The sequence below is a fragment of the Methanothermobacter sp. DP genome (assembly GCF_026692625.1).
Lineage (GTDB): Archaea > Methanobacteriota > Methanobacteria > Methanobacteriales > Methanothermobacteraceae > Methanothermobacter > Methanothermobacter marburgensis.
Map to the genome: position 1 here is coordinate 987,616 of NZ_CP113501.1, position 18,340 is coordinate 1,005,955.

At 47.7% G+C, this 18,340-nt stretch carries 23 protein-coding genes; 18 read left to right on the forward strand and 5 right to left on the reverse strand.

The genetic code is table 11. The annotated features are described in order from the left end of the window. Positions 1 to 79 precede the first annotated feature (79 nt). The 3 genes from OXN82_RS05300 to OXN82_RS05310 are packed head-to-tail and all read right to left on the reverse strand — an operon-like array spanning position 80 to position 2,102. Positions 80 to 1,135 (reverse strand): UPF0104 family protein, encoded by a 1,056-nt coding sequence (locus tag OXN82_RS05300; RefSeq protein WP_321210930.1) that lies wholly within the window; start codon positions 1,133 to 1,135, stop codon positions 80 to 82. A gap of 9 nt (positions 1,136 to 1,144) precedes the next feature. Continuing rightward, positions 1,145 to 1,804, reverse strand: a complete 660-nt coding sequence (locus OXN82_RS05305) for an RraA family protein (protein ID WP_321210931.1) — start codon at positions 1,802 to 1,804, stop codon at positions 1,145 to 1,147. Between the two features lie 4 nt (positions 1,805 to 1,808). After that, positions 1,809 to 2,102 carry a DUF211 domain-containing protein gene (locus OXN82_RS05310; protein WP_013296094.1) on the reverse strand — a complete coding sequence of 98 codons (294 nt, stop codon included), beginning with the start codon at positions 2,100 to 2,102 and terminating at the stop codon, positions 1,809 to 1,811. Between the two features lie 154 nt (positions 2,103 to 2,256). Between OXN82_RS05310 and OXN82_RS05315 the strand changes: the two genes are divergently transcribed. The 10 genes from OXN82_RS05315 to OXN82_RS05360 all read left to right on the forward strand — a co-directional run bounded on the left by OXN82_RS05315 (position 2,257) and on the right by OXN82_RS05360 (position 9,536). Next, entirely contained in the window at positions 2,257 to 2,673 is a 417-nt protein-coding gene (locus tag OXN82_RS05315; RefSeq protein WP_321210932.1) for a toprim domain-containing protein, read from the forward strand. 62 nt (positions 2,674 to 2,735) lie between these two features. After that, the gene (gene dnaG, locus OXN82_RS05320; RefSeq protein ID WP_321210933.1) at positions 2,736 to 3,881 is read left to right on the forward strand and encodes a DNA primase DnaG; all 1,146 of its coding nucleotides are present in this window, start codon (positions 2,736 to 2,738) and stop codon (positions 3,879 to 3,881) included. A gap of 19 nt (positions 3,882 to 3,900) precedes the next feature. Then, a complete protein-coding gene (locus OXN82_RS05325) occupies positions 3,901 to 5,406 on the forward strand; it encodes an ATP-binding protein (protein WP_321212163.1) in 1,506 nt (501 codons plus the stop codon). 35 nt (positions 5,407 to 5,441) lie between these two features. Then, positions 5,442 to 6,377: a site-specific tyrosine recombinase/integron integrase gene (gene xerA, locus OXN82_RS05330; protein WP_321210934.1), complete on the forward strand. Its 936-nt coding sequence runs from the start codon at positions 5,442 to 5,444 to the stop codon at positions 6,375 to 6,377. A gap of 119 nt (positions 6,378 to 6,496) precedes the next feature. Continuing rightward, on the forward strand, positions 6,497 to 7,465 hold the full coding sequence (locus tag OXN82_RS05335; protein ID WP_321210935.1) for a permease: 969 nt from the start codon (positions 6,497 to 6,499) through the stop codon (positions 7,463 to 7,465). A 13-nt stretch (positions 7,466 to 7,478) separates the two neighbouring features. After that, positions 7,479 to 7,709 carry an MTH895/ArsE family thioredoxin-like protein gene (locus tag OXN82_RS05340; RefSeq protein ID WP_013296100.1) on the forward strand — a complete coding sequence of 77 codons (231 nt, stop codon included), beginning with the start codon at positions 7,479 to 7,481 and terminating at the stop codon, positions 7,707 to 7,709. A 22-nt stretch (positions 7,710 to 7,731) separates the two neighbouring features. Then, positions 7,732 to 7,926 carry a hypothetical protein gene (locus OXN82_RS05345; protein ID WP_147671672.1) on the forward strand — a complete coding sequence of 65 codons (195 nt, stop codon included), beginning with the start codon at positions 7,732 to 7,734 and terminating at the stop codon, positions 7,924 to 7,926. A gap of 8 nt (positions 7,927 to 7,934) precedes the next feature. Continuing rightward, on the forward strand, positions 7,935 to 8,690 hold the full coding sequence (locus OXN82_RS05350) for a pyrroline-5-carboxylate reductase family protein (protein WP_321210936.1): 756 nt from the start codon (positions 7,935 to 7,937) through the stop codon (positions 8,688 to 8,690). Positions 8,691 to 8,723: 33 nt separating this feature from the next. After that, complete coding sequence (locus tag OXN82_RS05355) at positions 8,724 to 9,173, forward strand: universal stress protein (protein ID WP_321210937.1); 450 nt, start codon at positions 8,724 to 8,726, stop codon at positions 9,171 to 9,173. Between the two features lie 9 nt (positions 9,174 to 9,182). Next, a complete protein-coding gene (locus tag OXN82_RS05360; protein ID WP_147671669.1) occupies positions 9,183 to 9,536 on the forward strand; it encodes an ArsR/SmtB family transcription factor in 354 nt (117 codons plus the stop codon). A gap of 31 nt (positions 9,537 to 9,567) precedes the next feature. On the opposite strand, the gene OXN82_RS05365 is transcribed toward OXN82_RS05360, so the two are convergent. Further along, positions 9,568 to 10,623 carry a histidine kinase dimerization/phosphoacceptor domain -containing protein gene (locus OXN82_RS05365; RefSeq protein ID WP_321210938.1) on the reverse strand — a complete coding sequence of 352 codons (1,056 nt, stop codon included), beginning with the start codon at positions 10,621 to 10,623 and terminating at the stop codon, positions 9,568 to 9,570. Positions 10,624 to 10,625: 2 nt separating this feature from the next. Next, positions 10,626 to 12,008 carry a sensor histidine kinase gene (locus OXN82_RS05370; protein ID WP_321210939.1) on the reverse strand — a complete coding sequence of 461 codons (1,383 nt, stop codon included), beginning with the start codon at positions 12,006 to 12,008 and terminating at the stop codon, positions 10,626 to 10,628. A 130-nt stretch (positions 12,009 to 12,138) separates the two neighbouring features. Between OXN82_RS05370 and OXN82_RS05375 the strand changes: the two genes are divergently transcribed. The 8 genes from OXN82_RS05375 to OXN82_RS05410 all read left to right on the forward strand — a co-directional run bounded on the left by OXN82_RS05375 (position 12,139) and on the right by OXN82_RS05410 (position 18,272). Beyond that, positions 12,139 to 13,074 carry a DUF523 and DUF1722 domain-containing protein gene (locus OXN82_RS05375; protein ID WP_321210940.1) on the forward strand — a complete coding sequence of 312 codons (936 nt, stop codon included), beginning with the start codon at positions 12,139 to 12,141 and terminating at the stop codon, positions 13,072 to 13,074. Between the two features lie 10 nt (positions 13,075 to 13,084). After that, positions 13,085 to 14,419, forward strand: coding sequence for a deoxyribodipyrimidine photo-lyase (phrB, locus tag OXN82_RS05380; RefSeq protein ID WP_321210941.1), 1,335 nt, complete (start codon positions 13,085 to 13,087; stop codon positions 14,417 to 14,419). A gap of 145 nt (positions 14,420 to 14,564) precedes the next feature. Next, the gene (locus OXN82_RS05385; RefSeq protein ID WP_321210942.1) at positions 14,565 to 15,227 is read left to right on the forward strand and encodes a biotin transporter BioY; all 663 of its coding nucleotides are present in this window, start codon (positions 14,565 to 14,567) and stop codon (positions 15,225 to 15,227) included. Further along, on the forward strand, positions 15,181 to 15,612 hold the full coding sequence (locus OXN82_RS05390; protein WP_321210943.1) for a DUF1284 domain-containing protein: 432 nt from the start codon (positions 15,181 to 15,183) through the stop codon (positions 15,610 to 15,612). Before OXN82_RS05385 ends, OXN82_RS05390 begins: the two co-directional genes overlap by 47 nt. A 6-nt stretch (positions 15,613 to 15,618) precedes the next feature. Next, a complete protein-coding gene (locus OXN82_RS05395; RefSeq protein ID WP_321210944.1) occupies positions 15,619 to 16,728 on the forward strand; it encodes an aldo/keto reductase in 1,110 nt (369 codons plus the stop codon). Then, the gene (locus OXN82_RS05400; protein WP_321210945.1) at positions 16,729 to 16,935 is read left to right on the forward strand and encodes a hypothetical protein; all 207 of its coding nucleotides are present in this window, start codon (positions 16,729 to 16,731) and stop codon (positions 16,933 to 16,935) included. 125 nt (positions 16,936 to 17,060) lie between these two features. Next, positions 17,061 to 17,591 (forward strand): THUMP domain-containing protein, encoded by a 531-nt coding sequence (locus OXN82_RS05405; RefSeq protein ID WP_321210946.1) that lies wholly within the window; start codon positions 17,061 to 17,063, stop codon positions 17,589 to 17,591. A gap of 42 nt (positions 17,592 to 17,633) precedes the next feature. Then, complete coding sequence (locus OXN82_RS05410) at positions 17,634 to 18,272, forward strand: chitobiase/beta-hexosaminidase C-terminal domain-containing protein (protein WP_321210947.1); 639 nt, start codon at positions 17,634 to 17,636, stop codon at positions 18,270 to 18,272. The last annotated feature ends 68 nt before the right edge of the window (positions 18,273 to 18,340 follow it).

Consider the following 18,340-nt stretch of genomic DNA (forward strand, 5'->3'; position numbering starts at 1 on the left):
CTTACTACTATATAAATGTTTCGATAATTTTATATTAAAACAGTGTTTGATGTACAGGGATGTGCATGGTTTTCTTGAGTCAATCCCCAGGGGCCATTATGTATCTCCCGTAATACAGCGCTGCGAGAAAACCTATAATGGTGGGTGCAAAGTAACTTGCGATTCTATCAACCACACTGGCAGCCATGACATAATCAGCCCCTATCCCTGCAACAGCAAATAGACCCACAAGTATACCCTCCCTCAGTCCAAGGGATCCCGGTAGAAGTGGTAAAAGTGATATCAGGATCCCCACGGTGTATATTATTATAAGGGGCACTGCAGGTGGTGAAACCCCAACTGCCAGGAAGCAAATATAGATGCGGCAAACATCGAGGGCCCACATTCCAAGTGAAACAAAAATGCCCGCCATAAAGACCCTCTTATCAGTTATCGCTGTTGAAAAGCCCTCACTGAACCTGTTTATATAGAATATGACCCTCTCATGTATTCTGGAGAAACTGACATCCCCCTTCCTGAACCTTGAAAACCACTCCACAGCTCTTCTCACAACAGATAGGGCAAGCCTCTGGGCAATATCACGGTTCATTCCGGCATAGATTGCAGCGGAAAAAAATGCTATTGTGAAAAAGATCAGGACACTCACAACAACCCTCGTCCAGATGGATATGCTCCAGGTCATGATGAGGACCGCTGAGAGAATTGATATAACCGCAAAGGGTATGAACTCAAAGACCCTGTCTGCCGTTGAAGACGCGAAACCTATCTCAAATGGCGTCCCTTCAACCTCCCGCAGGAGGTATGCCCTTAGTGGCTCGCCACCTGCGGCCCCTGGGGTTATGTTGTTACCGAAGATGCTTGCAAAAAGAAGCATCATGAGCCTGGGAAACGATGGAGCATCATCAACCAGGTTCAGTATAAGCCTCCATCTCAACGTCCACAGCACAAGTATAAGTGCCTCCAGGAGAAAGTTCAATGCAAGAAAATAGGGGCTGGTCCTCTCAAGGGCCCTCAGAATATCCCCAAAGCCTGCAAATAATCCTATAATGAATATGAGAACAGCAACAGCAATGAAGGAGAGAACTATGGTACGCTTATTCTCCCCAATGTAAGCAAAAACGTCCCTCTCTCCCATGGAAACCCACTACTTCAATCCAAGAATCTCAGAAAGGGTGAAGCCCTCGGCAAGTTTCTCCTTGATGGATGATTCCTTCTTTTTGATTTCCATTGCTGCACGAACAACTTCAGGCACAATCTCAGCGGGAACCACAACCACTCCAGATTCATCTCCAAATATGAGGTCTCCACTCTCAACTCTGACACCGTCGCACTCAAGGGTCACGTTGAGCCCCCCCTCTGCCAGCGGTTCCCCTGCACAGGGGACATAATCCCTGGAGAATACCGGAAATTCAAGTTGAAGAAGTGCATCCCTATCCCTGCAGGATCCGTAGATCACAGCACCTGCTATGCCCTTAGTCATGGCGGTTTTTGATGTGAGCTCTCCCCAGACGGCCATATCATCGCCATCAGTCCCTATGAAAACAACATCACCTTTACCTGCAGCGTCTATGGCCAGTACAGAGGTCCCCCAGTCACTGCTTGATGTGCTTGCGGTCACAGCCCATCCGCAGAGCCTGAGGTTGTTAACAGGCTTTATGGAGTGTATAACCCCACTTATACCTGCCACCGCCTTGAGTGCATCTGAAACCTGGGGGGCTGATATGTCAGAAAGGAGCCTCAGGGGATCCCGCGGGCTGCGGAAACTTCTCAGGCGTTCAATGGGTTTTATGCCCTTTATGGCCATGTAATCAATCCTGAGGAGTTGTAACCTCTTCCACCATGGTTTTTCCAGCTACAACTTCGTCAACGCTGTGAATGGAGCCCCCATAACTCTCAATGGCCCTTGTTATCTCATCAAAATCCAGGTCGTTTCCCTGAATCGTGACCTTGATGTTCTCTGTCTCCTTATCGATCTCCATGAGGGTTATGTTAACACCCTCAACGCCCCTGAGTTCACTCAGGTACTTGGCATATTCAGGTATTATGGGTTCGTGTGGTTTTAGTATATCCAGAACAATTCTTATAAGGCCCTTAGCCACCATCTTTCCTCCATGATTCTTTAAAATGATATGGGTATTATGATAGAAAGGATATTTAAATATAGTCCCATTCCAGCAAGGGACATCTGTGATTATTTTATATATCAGTATCTCCATATAAAATATAGATATTATCAAGCTACTGAAAGGGCTCAATATGTCTCTTATAAAGCTTCAGCAGATAACACATGAAATAAATGAACTTAAGTACCAGGGAGAACTTGGAGTACCCATTCTCATCGAGGGCCGGAAGGACGAGGAGGCCCTCCGGGAACTGGGTGTCGAGGGACCCTTCATAAAGGTTTCAGGATCCATGATGGGACTTTCTGAAATCGCCCTCAGGGCAGCCAGAGCCTCGAGGGTTATCATACTTACAGATTTTGACCGTAAGGGCAGTGAACTTGCAAAAAGATTGTACACTGATATACAGAGCCTTGGAGCAAATCCAGACCTCAGAATACGACGAAGACTCATGGGGATGACCAGAAGATACATCAAGGACATACAGAGCCTTCCTTCATACATCGAAAGGCTGAAGCTGGAGGTATGCCCGTACCCCCTTGATAATATCTGAAAACTGTTATCATCATATTTTTTCAATTTGATAACCAGTTCATTCCTCAAAGGAGGGTTTACATGGGAAAAGAAGAAATAAGTACAACCAAATACCTCATTCACGCTCAAATTAATGCTAACGGAATCGTTGAGAAACCTGATGTTGTTGGGGCAATATTCGGACAGACTGAAGGTCTTCTCAGCAATGACCTGGATCTCAGGGAACTCCAGAAGACAGGTAGAATCGGCAGGATCAAGGTCAACATCACATCAAGGGGTGGTAAATCAAAGGGGGAGATAATCATCCCATCAAGCCTTGACCGTGTTGAAACCGCCATACTCGCAGCTTCCCTTGAAACAATAAACCGTGTCGGACCATGTGAGGCCTACATACAGGTCACAAAGGTTGAGGACGTCCGTGCGGTTAAACGTAAAAGGGTCGTTGAGAGGGCCAAGGAGATATACGCCAGCATGATGGAGGAAGTGACCCCTGAAAGCCTCAGAATGATCGAAGAGGTCAAGGAGGCCATGAGGGTCCATGAAATCACAGAGTATGGTGATGAAAAGCTTCCAGCAGGACCCAACGTTGAGACCTCAGACGCCATACTTGTTGTGGAGGGAAGATCCGACGTCCTCAACCTCCTCAAGTACGGTATAAAGAACGCCATCGCAGTTGAGGGGGTCAGTGTGCCCAAAACCGTTGCAGAGCTCACAAAGAAGAAAACGGTCACAGCCTTTGTCGATGGTGACAGGGGCGGGGAACTGATCCTCAAGGAGCTCCTCCAGGTGGGGGATATAGACTACGTCACAAGGGCACCCAAGGGCAAGGAGGTGGAGGACCTTGAGAAGGATGAGATCATGATGGCCCTCAGAAACAAGGTGCCCGTTGAGCAGTTCTACCATGACCTGGGGATGCAGAAGGAGAAGAAGAAATCAGAGGACAAGATGGTGCTCCTCCGGAATATCCTGAAGGAACTTGAGGGGACAGGAAATGCCGAGATACTCGATGACGCCCTCAATATACTGAAGGAGGTCAAGGTGGAGAACCTCTACGATGAACTAAGTCGCGCCAACAATCACCCCTACGCTGTGGTCTTTGATGGTGTGATAACACAGCGCCTCGTGGACCTTTCCTTTGAAAAGGGGCTCAGATACCTTGTGGCTGTGAGGAGCGGGGACATTGTCAAGAAACCCCACAACCTCAAACTCATAACAGGCCACACCTGAACCCATGGAAGGCATAAAAATGTATGTCGACATGAACCGTGAGTACCTGAAGGATATAAACACAACAGAAGACGTTAAGATACCTGAAGACCCCCTTGAGAGGGTCATAGGGCATGAGGACGTCATGCCCATGATAAAGATAGCTGCAAAGCAGAGGCGGCACCTGCTTCTCGTGGGACCGCCAGGTATAGGAAAGTCCCTCCTTGCACAGGCAATATCATTTCACCTCCCTGAACCATCAGAGGAGATAACAGTTGTCCATAACCCTGAAAGACCTGAAAGACCATTCGTTGAGGTTAAAAACCGCAAGGAAATAGAGGATGAAATTCTTGAGATTGAAAGGGCTGAGGGTGAACTCATAGATCCCCATAGTGTCCCTGAGGCGGTTGCAGAACGCCTGGGATTCAAGTGCATACACTGCGGCGAGTACAGCAGCGCCTACAACAGCATCTGCCCCAAATGTGGCGGCGATAAGTTCTCCCACATTAAGGCAAGGAGGAAACACATCGGAGACCTCCTCGGAATGTTCGAGATGAGTTCAGGGAGCCTCAGCGTGCCCCAGAAGAGGGTCACAACCACCAGGATCATGGATGGTGTTGAGGAGGTTGTGATCTACGAGAGGGTTGGTGGAGACAGCATCAAGGTCCTTGATCAGAGGGCCCTTGAAAAGAGGAGGCAGATGGTTGAAGAGAAACCCAGGAACGTCATAGTCCCCCTTGAGAGGAAAACCTTCATTCAGGCCACGGGGGCAAGTGAAACCGAACTCCTGGGTGATGTCCGCCATGACCCCTATGGGGGACACCCTGACCTGGGTTCCCAGCCCTATGAACGTGTGGTCCCGGGCGCAATCCACGAGGCCCATGAGGGCGTGCTCTTCATAGACGAGATAGTCCACATAGCAGGCCTTCAGAGGTTCATATTCACTGCCATGCAGGATAAGACATTCCCAATAGTCGGCAGAAACCCCCAGAGCGCCGGGAGTTCCGTTAAGGTTGATGAGGTCCCCTGTGACTTCATATTCGTGGGTGCCTGTAACATTGCTGATCTCCAGTACATACTCCCCCCTCTTCGCTCAAGGGTTCAGGGGGAGGGCTATGAGCTTCTCCTGAATACCACGATGCCCGATACTGAGGAAAACAGGGCAAAAATCGCGCAGTTTGTTGCACAGGAGATAGAGCTTGATGGAAAGATACCCCATGCACGGGCTGCCGCTGTGGAACTCCTTATTGAGGAGGCGAGGAGAAGGGCCAGGGCCGTTGATGACATGGATGATGCCCTTACACTCCGCCTCAGGGACCTTGGTGGTGTTGTGAGGATGGCCGGGGACCTTGCGGTAATGGATGGCAGCGAATACATCGAGACCAAGCACATGGAGGTTGCAATAAGGAAGGCTGTTTCCATTGAGGACCAGATCCTCAGGAGGTACAAGAGCTATGAGAAGGCCCTTGAGAAGGACCTCTCAAGTTCACAGAGGATGTCACATCAAAGTTATAACAGTGAGAACATAGATCGAAGCTACATGTGATATGCCACTGATCCGCAAGATTTAAGTGGGCATTTATGGTAGATACCATGAACATGAAGAGAGAGTCAGAGGAAAAACAGGGTCTTCTTGAACGCTACAATTTCCCGGAACTCATTGAGGACTACCTTGTGGAACTTGAAATCAGGAACTACTCCCCCAACACCATCAAAACCTACAGGTCAATTGTTAAAAATTTCTACGAATTTCTGATGGAGGAGGATGACCTCTACGATGATAGAAGGGTTCTGAGGTCCTTCAAGAGGTACATACAGTACCTTAAGAGGGATAAGAACGTCACCCAGAACTACATTTATCTTGTTACCGTTGTTATCAAGAAGTTCTTTGAGTTCAGTGAAATAGACTGCTTGCAGGAGGTCAAGGCTCCCAAGAGGACGAAGTCCCTACCCAAGTCCCTCAATGAGGATGAGGTTATGAGGCTCATAAATGCCGTTGAACTCTCAGATGATGGTTCGGCCATTAAGAGGTTCATAAAGACCAGGGACAGACTGATACTCTCGCTCCTTTATTCTTCGGGTCTCAGGGTCTCTGAGCTTGTTTCACTCAAGGTCAATGATATTGACACCGGTGAGCGGACAATTAGGATAAGGGGTAAGGGTGATAAGGATCGTATAGTCCTGTTTGATGAGAGCACAAGGGACCTCCTTGTGGAGTACCTCAGGGGGAGGATCCATGAGAGTGAGTACCTCTTCCTAAACCGCTTCGGGGACCCCCTCACACCAAGGTACGTCCAGATGATGATAAAGAACTACGCCCGGAAGGCAGGTATAAACAAGAAGGTGACCCCACATATCCTCAGGCATTCCTTTGCAACCCATCTCCTAAAGAATGGTGTGGACATAAGGGCCATACAGCAGCTTCTGGGGCATTCAAACCTTTCAACAACCCAGATATACACCAGTGTGGATATGCAGACCCTTAAAAATGTTTATGACCGTGCAAAGCTCCTCTAGCTTCAATCTTATTTTTCCAGTGGGTTATCCTCAGTGAGTGGTGTCTGATACCAAAAATTATATAAACTACAACAGCAATATATCCATAGATTTGAATATATTGATCTGGAGGTTAAAGGTTGTTACAGGAATTTGCCGATTATGTGACCTACAATCTTATTGGGCTTGAACCCGCATCACACCTGGGAAGCGCTGTTAACTTCTTCATATACGACACCATAAAGATATTCATCCTCCTTGCAACACTCATATTCGTCATATCATTCATAAGGACATACATACCCCCCAACAGGGTCAGAGAGATCCTTGAAAAAAGGCACAAGTATACAGGAAACTTCATTGCAGCCCTTGTAGGTATAATAACACCATTCTGTTCATGTTCTGCGGTCCCGCTATTCATAGGGTTCGTTGAGGCTGGCGTGCCTCTGGGAGCCACATTCTCATTCCTCATATCCTCCCCTATGATAAACGAAATAGCAATAGTGCTCCTCCTGGGACTCTTCGGGTGGCAGATAACCGCATTCTACATCATATCAGGGTACATAATAGCGGTAATTGGCGGTGTGCTCATAGGAAAACTCAAAATGGAAAGCCAGCTTGAAGACTACGTCTATGAGACACTTGAGAAGATGAAGGCGCTGGGCACAGCAGATGTTGAGCTCCCTAAACCAACCCTCAGGGAAAGGTACATCATAGCAAAAAACGAAATGAAGGATATACTCCGCAGGGTCTCGCCCTACATAATAGTCGCGATAGCCATAGGCGGATGGATACACGGCTATCTACCATCCGATTTCCTGCTGCAATATGCCGGTTCAGACAACATCCTCGCAGTCCCCCTGGCTGTACTCATAGGTGTCCCCCTCTATTCAAATGCAGCAGGGACCATACCCCTCATATCAGCACTCATAGAGAAGGGAATGGCTGCCGGAACCGCCCTGGCACTTATGATGTCAATAACAGCCCTATCCCTTCCAGAAATGATAATCCTCAGGAAGGTTATGAAGTCCAGGCTCCTTGGAACATTCATAGCAATACTCGCAGTCTCCATAACACTTACAGGTTACCTATTCAACCTGATAATATGATTGAGGTGATAAGATGAAGATACAGATATACGGTACAGGATGTGCAAACTGCCAGATGCTTGAGAAAAATGCAAGGGAAGCCGTTAAGGAACTGGGAATAGATGCAGAGTTCGAGAAGGTGAAGGACATGGACGAGATACTTGAAGCGGGACTCACAGCTCTCCCGGGACTTGCAGTTGACGGTGAACTCAAAATCATGGGAAGGGTCGCCTCAAAGGAGGAGATAATGAAGATCCTCTCCTGATCCACTTTTTATGGTGAATTCAATGGTCAAGGAAGAAAAGGGTTTTGAGGGTAAAATAAAGGCCATGATCTCCTCAAGGGCCTGCGCATGCCAGACAGGTATCCTTGAAAAGAAAAAATCAGGACTCAGATATGTTAACTGTAAGGGATGCGGCAAACTATTCAAAACCGACAGGGACACAGATTACTGTATGGACTGTGAAAGAAAAATGAAATGATGATCTAAATGGAAATATCATTCATAGGTGGGGGGCGGGTAGTAAGAATAATCATTGGAGGCCTTCAGAGGGTCGGGAGGACTCCAGAGGACGTTATGGTCTGTGACACCGATGGGGGAACACTGAAGAGTCTGGAGGAAGAGTTCAGTGTTAATACATCAACCGACTGCAGAAACGCTGAGGGGGACCTGATCTTCCTGGCGCTCCACCCACCTGTCCTGAAGGATGTCCTCGCCAATATAAAGCCGCCCAGGGATTCCCTGGTGGTATCCCTTGCACCAAGAATAAGCATGGGTTACATGCAGAATGCCATGAACCACCCAAAGGTTGCGAGGGTTATATCCAATGCCCCATCAATCATCAACAGGGGATACAACCCATTCTGCATAGCCACTGAAGCATCCCAATCAGATAAAGAAAATCTGAAATCAATTTTTGACGCTTTAGGAGACTTTCCAGAGGTTGATGAGGAAAAACTTGAGGCATACGCAATTATAACTGCAATGGGCCCCACCTATCTATGGTTCCAGCTGGATGAACTTGAAAGGCTGGCCGTGGACTTCGGGATGGACACCGAAGAGGTCAGGACGGCAGTCTCATCAATGACCCTTGGTGCGGTTGAAGCATTCTACAGCTACCCTCAAAGAGATGTGCTCATGGACCTGATTCCCATAAAACCCATCACCACTGAAGAAGACCATATAAGATCCATTTACAGGGATAAACTCACGGCACTCTACCGGAACCTTAAGGAGAAACTTTAAAGTATTTATGGATGAATTATCTGGAGGTAAAAGATGTATAAACGGATACTGCTTGCAACAGATGGATCCGAATGCTCAAATCAGGCCGCGGAATACGCCATTGAAACCGCCAGGCAGAACCAGGCAGAACTCATAGCACTCTCAGTCACCGAAACAAAGGCACTCCAGAATCTCCCGGTTGAGGAACTAACAAAGAAGGTTACAGAACTCTTCAGAAGGGAATCCGAGGAAGCTCTGGAGAGGGTCGAGGAACTCGCAGGCTCCATGGAGGGTCCTGCTAAGGTTCGGAAGATGGTGCTTGAGGGTCAGGCGGCAGATACCATCCTCAGGGTCGCTGATGAGGAAGGTGCTGATCTCATAGTCGTTGGTGCTTCAGGAAAGCACGCCCTTGAAAGGTTCATTCTGGGGAGTGTCTCAGAGAAGGTTGTAAGGCACTCAACCGTCCCTGTACTGGTGGTCCACAGCAAAAAACAGAAATGCTAGGTAATTGTTATGAGGACATGTTCAGCAGATAAACCAAGCCCTGAACAGCTTGAGAGACTTAAGGAAAGACTTGAAAGGCTACCTGATGATGATAAAATAGAAAGGGATGCAAATGCCCTTAAGGCCCTCGCCGACCCGACGAGGCTCAAGATAATCCATCTCCTATCTGAAGGGGAGCTGTGTGTCTGTGAAATCATGGCAGCACTCGAAAAGCCCCAGCCAACGGTCTCACATCACCTCAACATACTCAAAAGGGCAGGTTTCCTTAAATCAGAGAAGATAGGGGTGTGGGTCCACTACATGCTATCAGATGACAGCCTCCCCTCAAAGGTCGAATACCTCCTGAATGACCTGGAATACTGAAATGGTTCTGGGCATCCAAAGATTTCTTTTATCATGACATTCTGTCACTGTAGACCTGTTCAGTGAATTCAAATGTAAATTTAACTCCCCTTTCAGGTTTTTCCACCCTTATATTCCCCCCAAGCTGCATGGAAAGGTTTTCAATCATCCTGAACCCAAAGGATCCCCCATCCGGGAATCTTACTCCCTCTGGAAGTCCCCTTCCATTATCAGTGTATACCAGCAGGTAGGAGCCATTCATTTTTTCAATGGAAATCGTTATCCTCCCCTCACCCTCAAATGCATGTTTCAGTGAATTTGATATCAGTTCCGATATTATGAGTGCCAGTGGGACCCCAGTGTCCATATTCAGGCACACATCATCTGCCATTATATCCAGACGGACAGATGATGATGCACCATATGATTCTAGAAGCTGGGAGGAGATGCTTCTGAGGTAATCACCAAAATCAATAATGTAGCTGCCACCTGATGGGTACGCCCTCTCATGTATAACCGCGATTGACCTCAGCTGGTTAACGTAGTCCCTGAAGAAGTGCTCCATGGCGGGATCCTCAGCATACCTTATCTGAAGTGAAAGAAGGCTTATGATAAGCTGAAGGTTATTCTTGACCCTGTGGTGAAGTTCTCTGAGAAGAGCTTCCTTCTCAGCTATTGACCTTTTAAGGTATTCATTCAGGGTTCTTTCACGGATGAGTTTAAGTCTGTTCCTCTTTGCCTCATGCTTGTGGATTGCCATCTCAAGGTTGACCTTGAGGTCCCTCTCATGGAATGGCTTCAGCAGGTATGCATAGGGCTCTGTTTCACCGGCCCTCTTGAGGATATCGTTGCTGCTGTAGGCTGTGAGGTATATGATGGGTACGTCCATCTTCTCTGTTATGATCCTCGCAGCCTCTATCCCATCCATTTCACCTGCAAGCATGATGTCCATTATTATGGAGTCTGGCTGGAGGTCCTCAATTCCCTCAAGGAGATCCTCAGCCGAATGAAATATCGCAGGAACCTCATAGCCCTCACCTTCAAGTATAACCCTGATATCCTGGGCCACCAGCTCCTCGTCCTCCACAATGACAACCCTTCTCCTCATCATCAACCACCAAGATCGAATGTGATCCTGAATACCGCGCCATTCTGATTTTCTGCCGAAATTGAGCCCTTAATTCTGCTTAACATGAAATTAACCAGCCTTAGACCGAAACCTGGAGGATCTGAAAGATCAAGGTCCTCGGGTAAGCCAGAACCATCATCGGCAACCATCAGGACCCCTGAACCTTTGAATGATTCAAGTTCAACTTTTATCTCCCCTGAATCTCCGGTACCGTGCTTTATGGCATTTGTTACAAGTTCGTTGACTATCAGACCTATGGAAACCGCGGTGTTGATCCCTGCCTCAATTTCAGCCAGGTTCACCCTGAACACCACATCCCTGCCGCGGCACATGCCCTTAAGTTCACCAATGAGTTCCTCAATGTAGTCAGATAGGTTCACGGCCATCCCGTTTCTGGAGCCATAGAGCCTCTCATGTACGAGGGATATCGACCGCACCCTGTTCTGGCACTCGGTGAATATCTCAAGGGATTCCTCATCATCTATGTACCTGGACTGAAGCCTCAGGAGGCTTATGATAAGCTGAAGGTTATTCTTGACCCTGTGGTGTATCTCAGACATCAAGAATTCCTTCTCCCTAAGAGAGGCCTCCAGGGATTCTCTGATGTTTTTGTCCTCTGTTATATCCTGCTTTATTCCTATCATGGATATGGGGTTCCCGCGGGAGTCAGAGAGTACCTTTGCCCTGAAAAGTACATATGCCACTGAATCATCCCGCACCACCCTGTACTCCGCCTCAAAGGGCTCCTTTTTTGTGATTGAATCAATGAATGACTCCCTGTCTTCAGGGTGGATCCTTGATACCATCTCATCAAGGGTGCCCCCAAAATCATCCTTTCTGATTCCAAGTATCCTCAGGGCCTCATCGGAACATGAAAGTGTTTCTGACTCAAAATTCCACTGCCAGCTTCCGATCTTACCTATCCTCTGAGCCTCCTTCAGCTGCCAGTGACTTTCTGCGAGGGACCTTCTTGTCCTCTCAAGTTCCCTCTCCTTTTCAACCTCCCTTAGGGCTCTTCTTATTGCAACGGGAACCTTTGAGAAGTTGCTCTTAAGAACATAATCAGTGGCCCCACTCTTAAGTGCCTTCACAGCGAATTCCTCACCTATCTTTCCACTCACGAATATGAAAGGCACATCTGGACACAGCTTGCGTGCTATTGCCAGGGCAGAGAGGCCATCAAAGGATGGTAGTGAATGGTCAGCCAGTATAACATCCGGCCTGAATTCATGAAGTGCCCTTACAAAGTCCTCCTCACTTTCAACAGTTTCTGAGATGAAATCAATTCCTGAGCGACTTATCTCCCTCTCCATAAGTTCAACGTCAAGGGGGACATCCTCAAGTATGAGAATCCTGCATGTCATCCTATCCTCTTTTAGCTATGATTCCTAAATGAATGTGTCGAAAAGGTCATATTTATGCGCCGCAGTCATGATCTATAACACCTAAATCTGCTGGGCAAGTCTTATTTATCTGTCTCCCTATAATATACTTATGAGAAAATTCAGAAGACCCCTCGTTGTACTCAGCCGCTGCATCGAACATGATCACTGTCGCTATGACGGCTCAATGATATCCAGCCCCTTTGTGAGGCAGTTCTCTGATTACGCGGATTTCATCACAGTGTGCCCCGAGGTTGAGATGGGTCTGGGTGTTCCAAGACCACCCATACATATAATCATGAAAAACGGGGAATTCAGACTTTTTCAACCCGAAACCGGCAGGGATCTGACAGAGGAGATGAATTCATTCATAAGCTCCTTCCTGGATTCCCTGGATAAAGTCGATGGATTCATATTAAAGAACAAGTCTCCATCATGTGGTATAAGGAACGTTAAGGTCTACATGGGCGCCGGTAAAAGACCTGGCAGCCATGGGGTGGGGTTCTTTGGAAGGGCTGTGATGGAAAGGTTCCCCCACCTCCCCCTTGAGGATGAGGGGCGCCTCAGGAACCTTCAGATAAGGGAGGATTTCCTCATAAAGCTCTACCTGGTGAGGGACTTCCGTGCGGTGAGAGACCTGGCTGACCTCATAGAGTTCCACACGTCAAACAAGCTGCTCCTCATGTCCTACAGTCCAGAGGGGCAGAGAACACTCGGGAGGATAATAGCAGATCAGAAGAACCATGATGACACCCTCAGGAGATACTCCGAAACCCTCTGCAGCGTTATAAAAGACCCTCTGAAACCTGAAAGAATCATAAACAGCCTCCTGCATGCCTTTGGCCACTTCTCATCAGAACTAAATGGAAGGGAGAAGAGTTATTTCCTTGAATCAGTTGAGGGGTACCGTAAGGGGATCATGCCACTTCTTGTGCCCCTCAGCATACTGAGGTCATGGGTCGTGAGATTCAGGGATGACTACCTTAAGGGCCAGACTCTCTTTGAACCATACCCCCGTGAACTTGTTCCTGTAACCCTCATCGTTTGAGGTGGCGGTGATGATACATGATGAGAGGATAAGGAGCCTCAACACTGAAAAACCAGCCAGGGATGGTAAGTATGTCATCTACTGGATGCAGGCCTCGGTGAGGGCACACTGGAATCATGCCCTTGAGTATGCAATTGAAACTGCCAACAGCCTCCATAAACCGCTGATTGTCATATTTGGACTCACAGATGAATTCCCCAATGCCAACTCCCGCCACTACAGGTTCCTCATAGAGGGCCTGAGGGACGTGGAGGATGCCCTCATGAAGAGGGGTGTGAGGCTCGTGGTTGAAGGTGAAAGGCCCCCCTCAGCTGTTATTAAATACGCGGATGAGGCCTCTGCAGTGGTGGTGGACAGGGGATACCTTGACATTCAGAGGGAATGGGTGGATGAACTCGCTGAATCACTCCACATCCCATTGATGCAGGTTGAAAGCAACGTTATAGTACCCGTTGAAACAGCCTCCCCCAAGGAGGAATACTCTGCAGGGACCTTCAGACCAAAGATAACAAGGGAGCTTGAAAGATTCATGGTCCCCCTCCAGGAGCGAAGGCTGGCTGTGGATTCCCTTGACCTTGACCCGGGCCCTGAACTTGATGATGTCACCGGAAAATTCAGGGCCCCTGAGGAACTGGAGCCCTCCAGATTCAGGGGTGGGACCTCTGAGGCAATAAGGCTATTTGATGAGTTTCTTTCAGAGAAACTTTCATGCTTTGAGAAGTACAGGAATGACCCTGTGAAGAACTGCCTATCAAATATGAGCCCGTACCTTCATTTCGGACATATATCACCGCTTTACCTTGCCATGAAAGCATCAAAGACGGGTGAATGCCCTGAATTCCTTGAGGAACTCATTGTGAGAAGGGAACTCAGCATGAACTTTGTGCACTACAGTGAGAATTACAGCAGCATAAGCTGCCTTCCTGACTGGGCCCAGAACACCCTCATGGAGCACGCAAGGGACCCCAGGGAATACGAGTACACCCTCAGGGAATTTGAGGAGGCCAGAACCCATGACCCCTACTGGAACGCAGCCCAGAAGGAGATGGCTATCACCGGGAAGATGCACGGTTACATGAGGATGTACTGGGGTAAAAAGATTCTTGAGTGGACAGATCACCCTGAAAGGGCCTATGACATAGCACTTTGCCTCAATGATAAGTATGAGATAGATGGAAGGGACCCCAATGGCTTCACAGGGGTTGCCTGGTGTTTCGGTAAACATGACCGGGCCTGGGCCGAAAGGGAGATATTCGGAAAGGTCAGGTACATGAATGACCGTGGACTTGAACGGAAATTTCAGATAGGTGAATATGTGAGGAGAGTTCAGGAGCTGGAAGAGTAAATGATGCCAGACATTATTTTATCACAGAGAACATTCCACAGAACAAACACCTAATGAAAAACCCTCACCCAGCAAAACTTTTTTATCATCCTACACCCAATTATCTAAGGGATTCCAATTATTCTCACTCCATGGAGGTTATGATATGAACATTGACCTTGAAGGATACTACAGGATACGTTACAGTCTGTTCAGATGGAGACACAATCAGACATGGATCAGCAAGACAGTCATGGCATTTTTCATGGCCTGTGTAACAGGGATAATGGCCCAGGTTGTGATTCCACTACCCTGGACCCCGGTACCCATCACAGCCCAGACACTGGCAGTCCTCATGTCCGGTGTTGTCCTTGGAAGGTACTGGGGTGGGCTGAGCCAGGTCATATACGTCCTTATTGGTGCCGCTGGAGTGCCCTGGTTTGCCGGTATGACAGGTGGAGCCGCTGTACTGATGGGTGCAACAGGGGGATATCTCATTGGATTCGTTCTTGCAGCGCTGCTGCTGGGCCACTTCGTTGACAGACACATAAGATCAAGGAAATTCACACCGATGCTGGCACTGATGCTTGTTGCAAACTTTGGCCTTATCTACATCCCAGGACTTCTTGTTCTGGGCCTCTGGACCCTGCAGACAACAGGACACATGCCATCAGCATGGGAACTTCTTGTCATGGGGCTTTTACCGTTCATACCCGGCGATCTGCTTAAGATAACAGGGGCTGCAGCAGTTACAAGGGCCATAACACCAAAGGAGCCCTACGGTGAAGAGGTTGACGTCCATAAATTCCCTGAATGGAGGCTGCCCTGAACTGATAATCAGGGCACATCACCTCCTCTGTATGCAGGGGTTTCAGGGATACGGCTACAGCAGGGAATTCATTGATAATATGGAGAGGATCCTCAAGTGGATCCATGATAATCCCAAGAAGCCAATAATGATTGTTGATTTTCCAGATGATATCTGTGCCGCATGTCCATTCCTTAATGGATCCACCTGCCTGCGGGCCGAAGACACCGTGAGGCTCATGGATCGGATGCTCATGGATTTACTGGGTATAAAGAGTGGGGATGAACTGACATCCACAGAAATCGATGGCCTCATCTCCCCCCTCATAGATTCCCCTGAATTAAGTGAGATATGCGGTGAATGTTCCTGGATTGACGTCTGCCTGGTACACAGAAACCCAAGGTGAAAAATAATGATCCGGCGAAAACTCGGTTCAACTGACATATCTACTTCGATACTGGGGATAGGTGTCATGAGGTTCCCCGAGGTGAATGGAAGACTTGAAAGAGGGTCTGCAGCGAAAATTATGGACTTTGCCCTTAAGAACGGCATAAACTACATTGACACCGGTTACACCTACCATGGCGGTGAAAGCGAGGTCTTCGTTGGTGAATTTCTCTCAGAAAATAGTGACTACAGGGACGATGCGGTGGTGGCAACCAAGCTTCCCACCTGGCTCGTTAACAGGAGCGAGGACATGGATGTCTACTTTGAGGAGCAGATGAAGCGCCTCAGAGGCAAAATTGATATATACCTCCTTCACAACCTCAAAAAGGATTCCTGGCTGACCCTCAAGGATATGGGGGTCCTTGATTTTCTTGACTCACTCAGGGATGATGGAATCTATGTTGGATTCTCATTCCATGATACAGCTAACGTATTCTTTGAGATAGCAGACTCATATAGCTGGGATGTCATTCAGGTCCAGCACAATATAGTGGATGACCACCAGGCAAACCCCACCACCCTTGCATATGCCCGCGGACTTGGTGCCGGTACTGTGATAATGGAGCCGCTGAGGGGAGGCTCACTTGTACGTAACATCCCACAGGAGGTCAAGGAGATATATGAAATGGCCAGGACCCCCCGAAAACCTGTGGAGTGGTGTCTTAGGTATCTATGGGATATGGATGATGTTGACGTGGTTCTAAGTGGTATGGGAAGTGTATCAGAGATCAGGGAAAATGTTGAAATTGCATTGAATTCCCAAAAGCTCACGGAAGATGACCGCGAAATTTTGAGGGAAGTTAAAAGGGCCTACCGCATGAGGAAGAGTGTTCCCTGTTCAGAATGCGGATACTGCATGCCCTGCCCTGAGGGTGTTGACATACCCCGCAATTTCAGACTTATGAATGACGTATACAGGTTCATGAGCACCGGGGGCGTGGAAACTGAGTACAGGAAGATCATGGATGCCAGGGAACGTGCATCAAACTGTTCCGGCTGCGGCTCATGCATGCCCTGCCCCCAGATGATCGATATACCCTCTGAACTCAGGAGGGTCCATGAAAAACTTGGATAGGTGAACCCCTTGATTGAAAGGATCAAGTACTCAATCAAGATTGCGGTGATACTCGCTGTGCTTGGCTCAGCCGTCCTCTTTATATGGGGGATGATTGGGAGGATGGCTGTGGACTGGAACGTTCTGAGATCAGCCATTGAAGGTTTTGTTGCATTTGGAATATTCGGATTCATACTGGGATTTCTGATATATGACCTTGAACCCTAAATTTAAATGGAGTTACAGAAGGGCAAAATGGACCTAAAATCTCTGATATGTGACCTTGAATCATAGCTACATGGATAATGACTTATATATCCCCCAACATAGTATTGATAGGGGGTGTGATTTCTTTGAAGGTTCCTGAAAATTTCAACCTCATCGTGACCCTAAGCGGTCAGAAGGGTGGCCCTGCAGGTGAGGAGATAGTTGGCATTGAAGAGATCGATATGGCGCTTTCAAGGTACGAAGGCGAACTCAGGGTCAGGGATTCTGATTTTCCAAATGTCCTGAAATTTGATCTTGATATGGACCCATTTGAGGCTGTTAATATAATCAGGAATTCTCCAACAACTGTAATATCCAAGGTCGTCCCTGTTGAGGCTGTTGTGAGAACAAGGCTGGACAGTATAATCGAAAGGGTTGCGAGCCTGGTATCTGAGAAGGTTAATGCAGGAGAGAGTTTCAGGGTAATCTGTGACCTCCGGGGGCGCAGGTACATAAAGTCTCCAGAGGAGGTCGTTGAAGCAGTTTCAGAGTTTTTAATGGAGAGGTTTCCAGTTAAGGAGTCTGAGGATCCTGACTGGATTATACAGATAGAGGTTGTCGGTGAGGCAACAGGTGTGAGCGTACTCAAGCCCCATGATGTTCTGAAGAAGGGGTGAAATTCACATTTTGATATTAAAAATTAGAAAGGAGGTTTTTTCATGAAAATGAATGCGGGTGTCGTCATGGTTCTTTTTGCCATGGCGGTACTGGCTGGAACGGGTTGTGCTGCGGCTGCTAATGCACCCTTAAAAGTTGCCGTGGCTGGAAATACAGCTATAGAAGATGGTGTTTACTACACCATCAACGGTGCCATGCCCACTGTAAAAAGTACCAAGTACACAGCCCCAATTGTCCTCAACAGGTCACTCAACATAAAGTACATGATAATCAAAAACGGCACAGTGAAATACGGCATAATAAACCACGCACTAACAGGAAACATCACCAACAGAACATACCCCAAACTGATATTCAACCAGACACCAATCATAGAACTTGAAAACGACACATACTACAGGATCAAAAACGGCAACATGACACTCTACAGCGGACCAATCGCCCTGACAGGAAACACAATCCTGAAATACTTCAAAAACAGCACAAACACAACAATGATGGGCATAATCAAAAACACGCCTGCAAAACTGGTCAACAAGGTCAGGATATCAAAGGTTAAGGTCAAGAAATGGTACAAAAAATGGTACAAGAGAGGCGGTAAGTGGAGATACACTTGGAAGTACAGATGGACCTACAAACAGGTGAAACAGGCCTACCAGGAACTTCAGGCCACAGCCTGAGTTCCACAAAAATCTCTTTTTTGGTTAATACTGGATTCTGAAAATTTATATTCAGGATCCAAGATAAT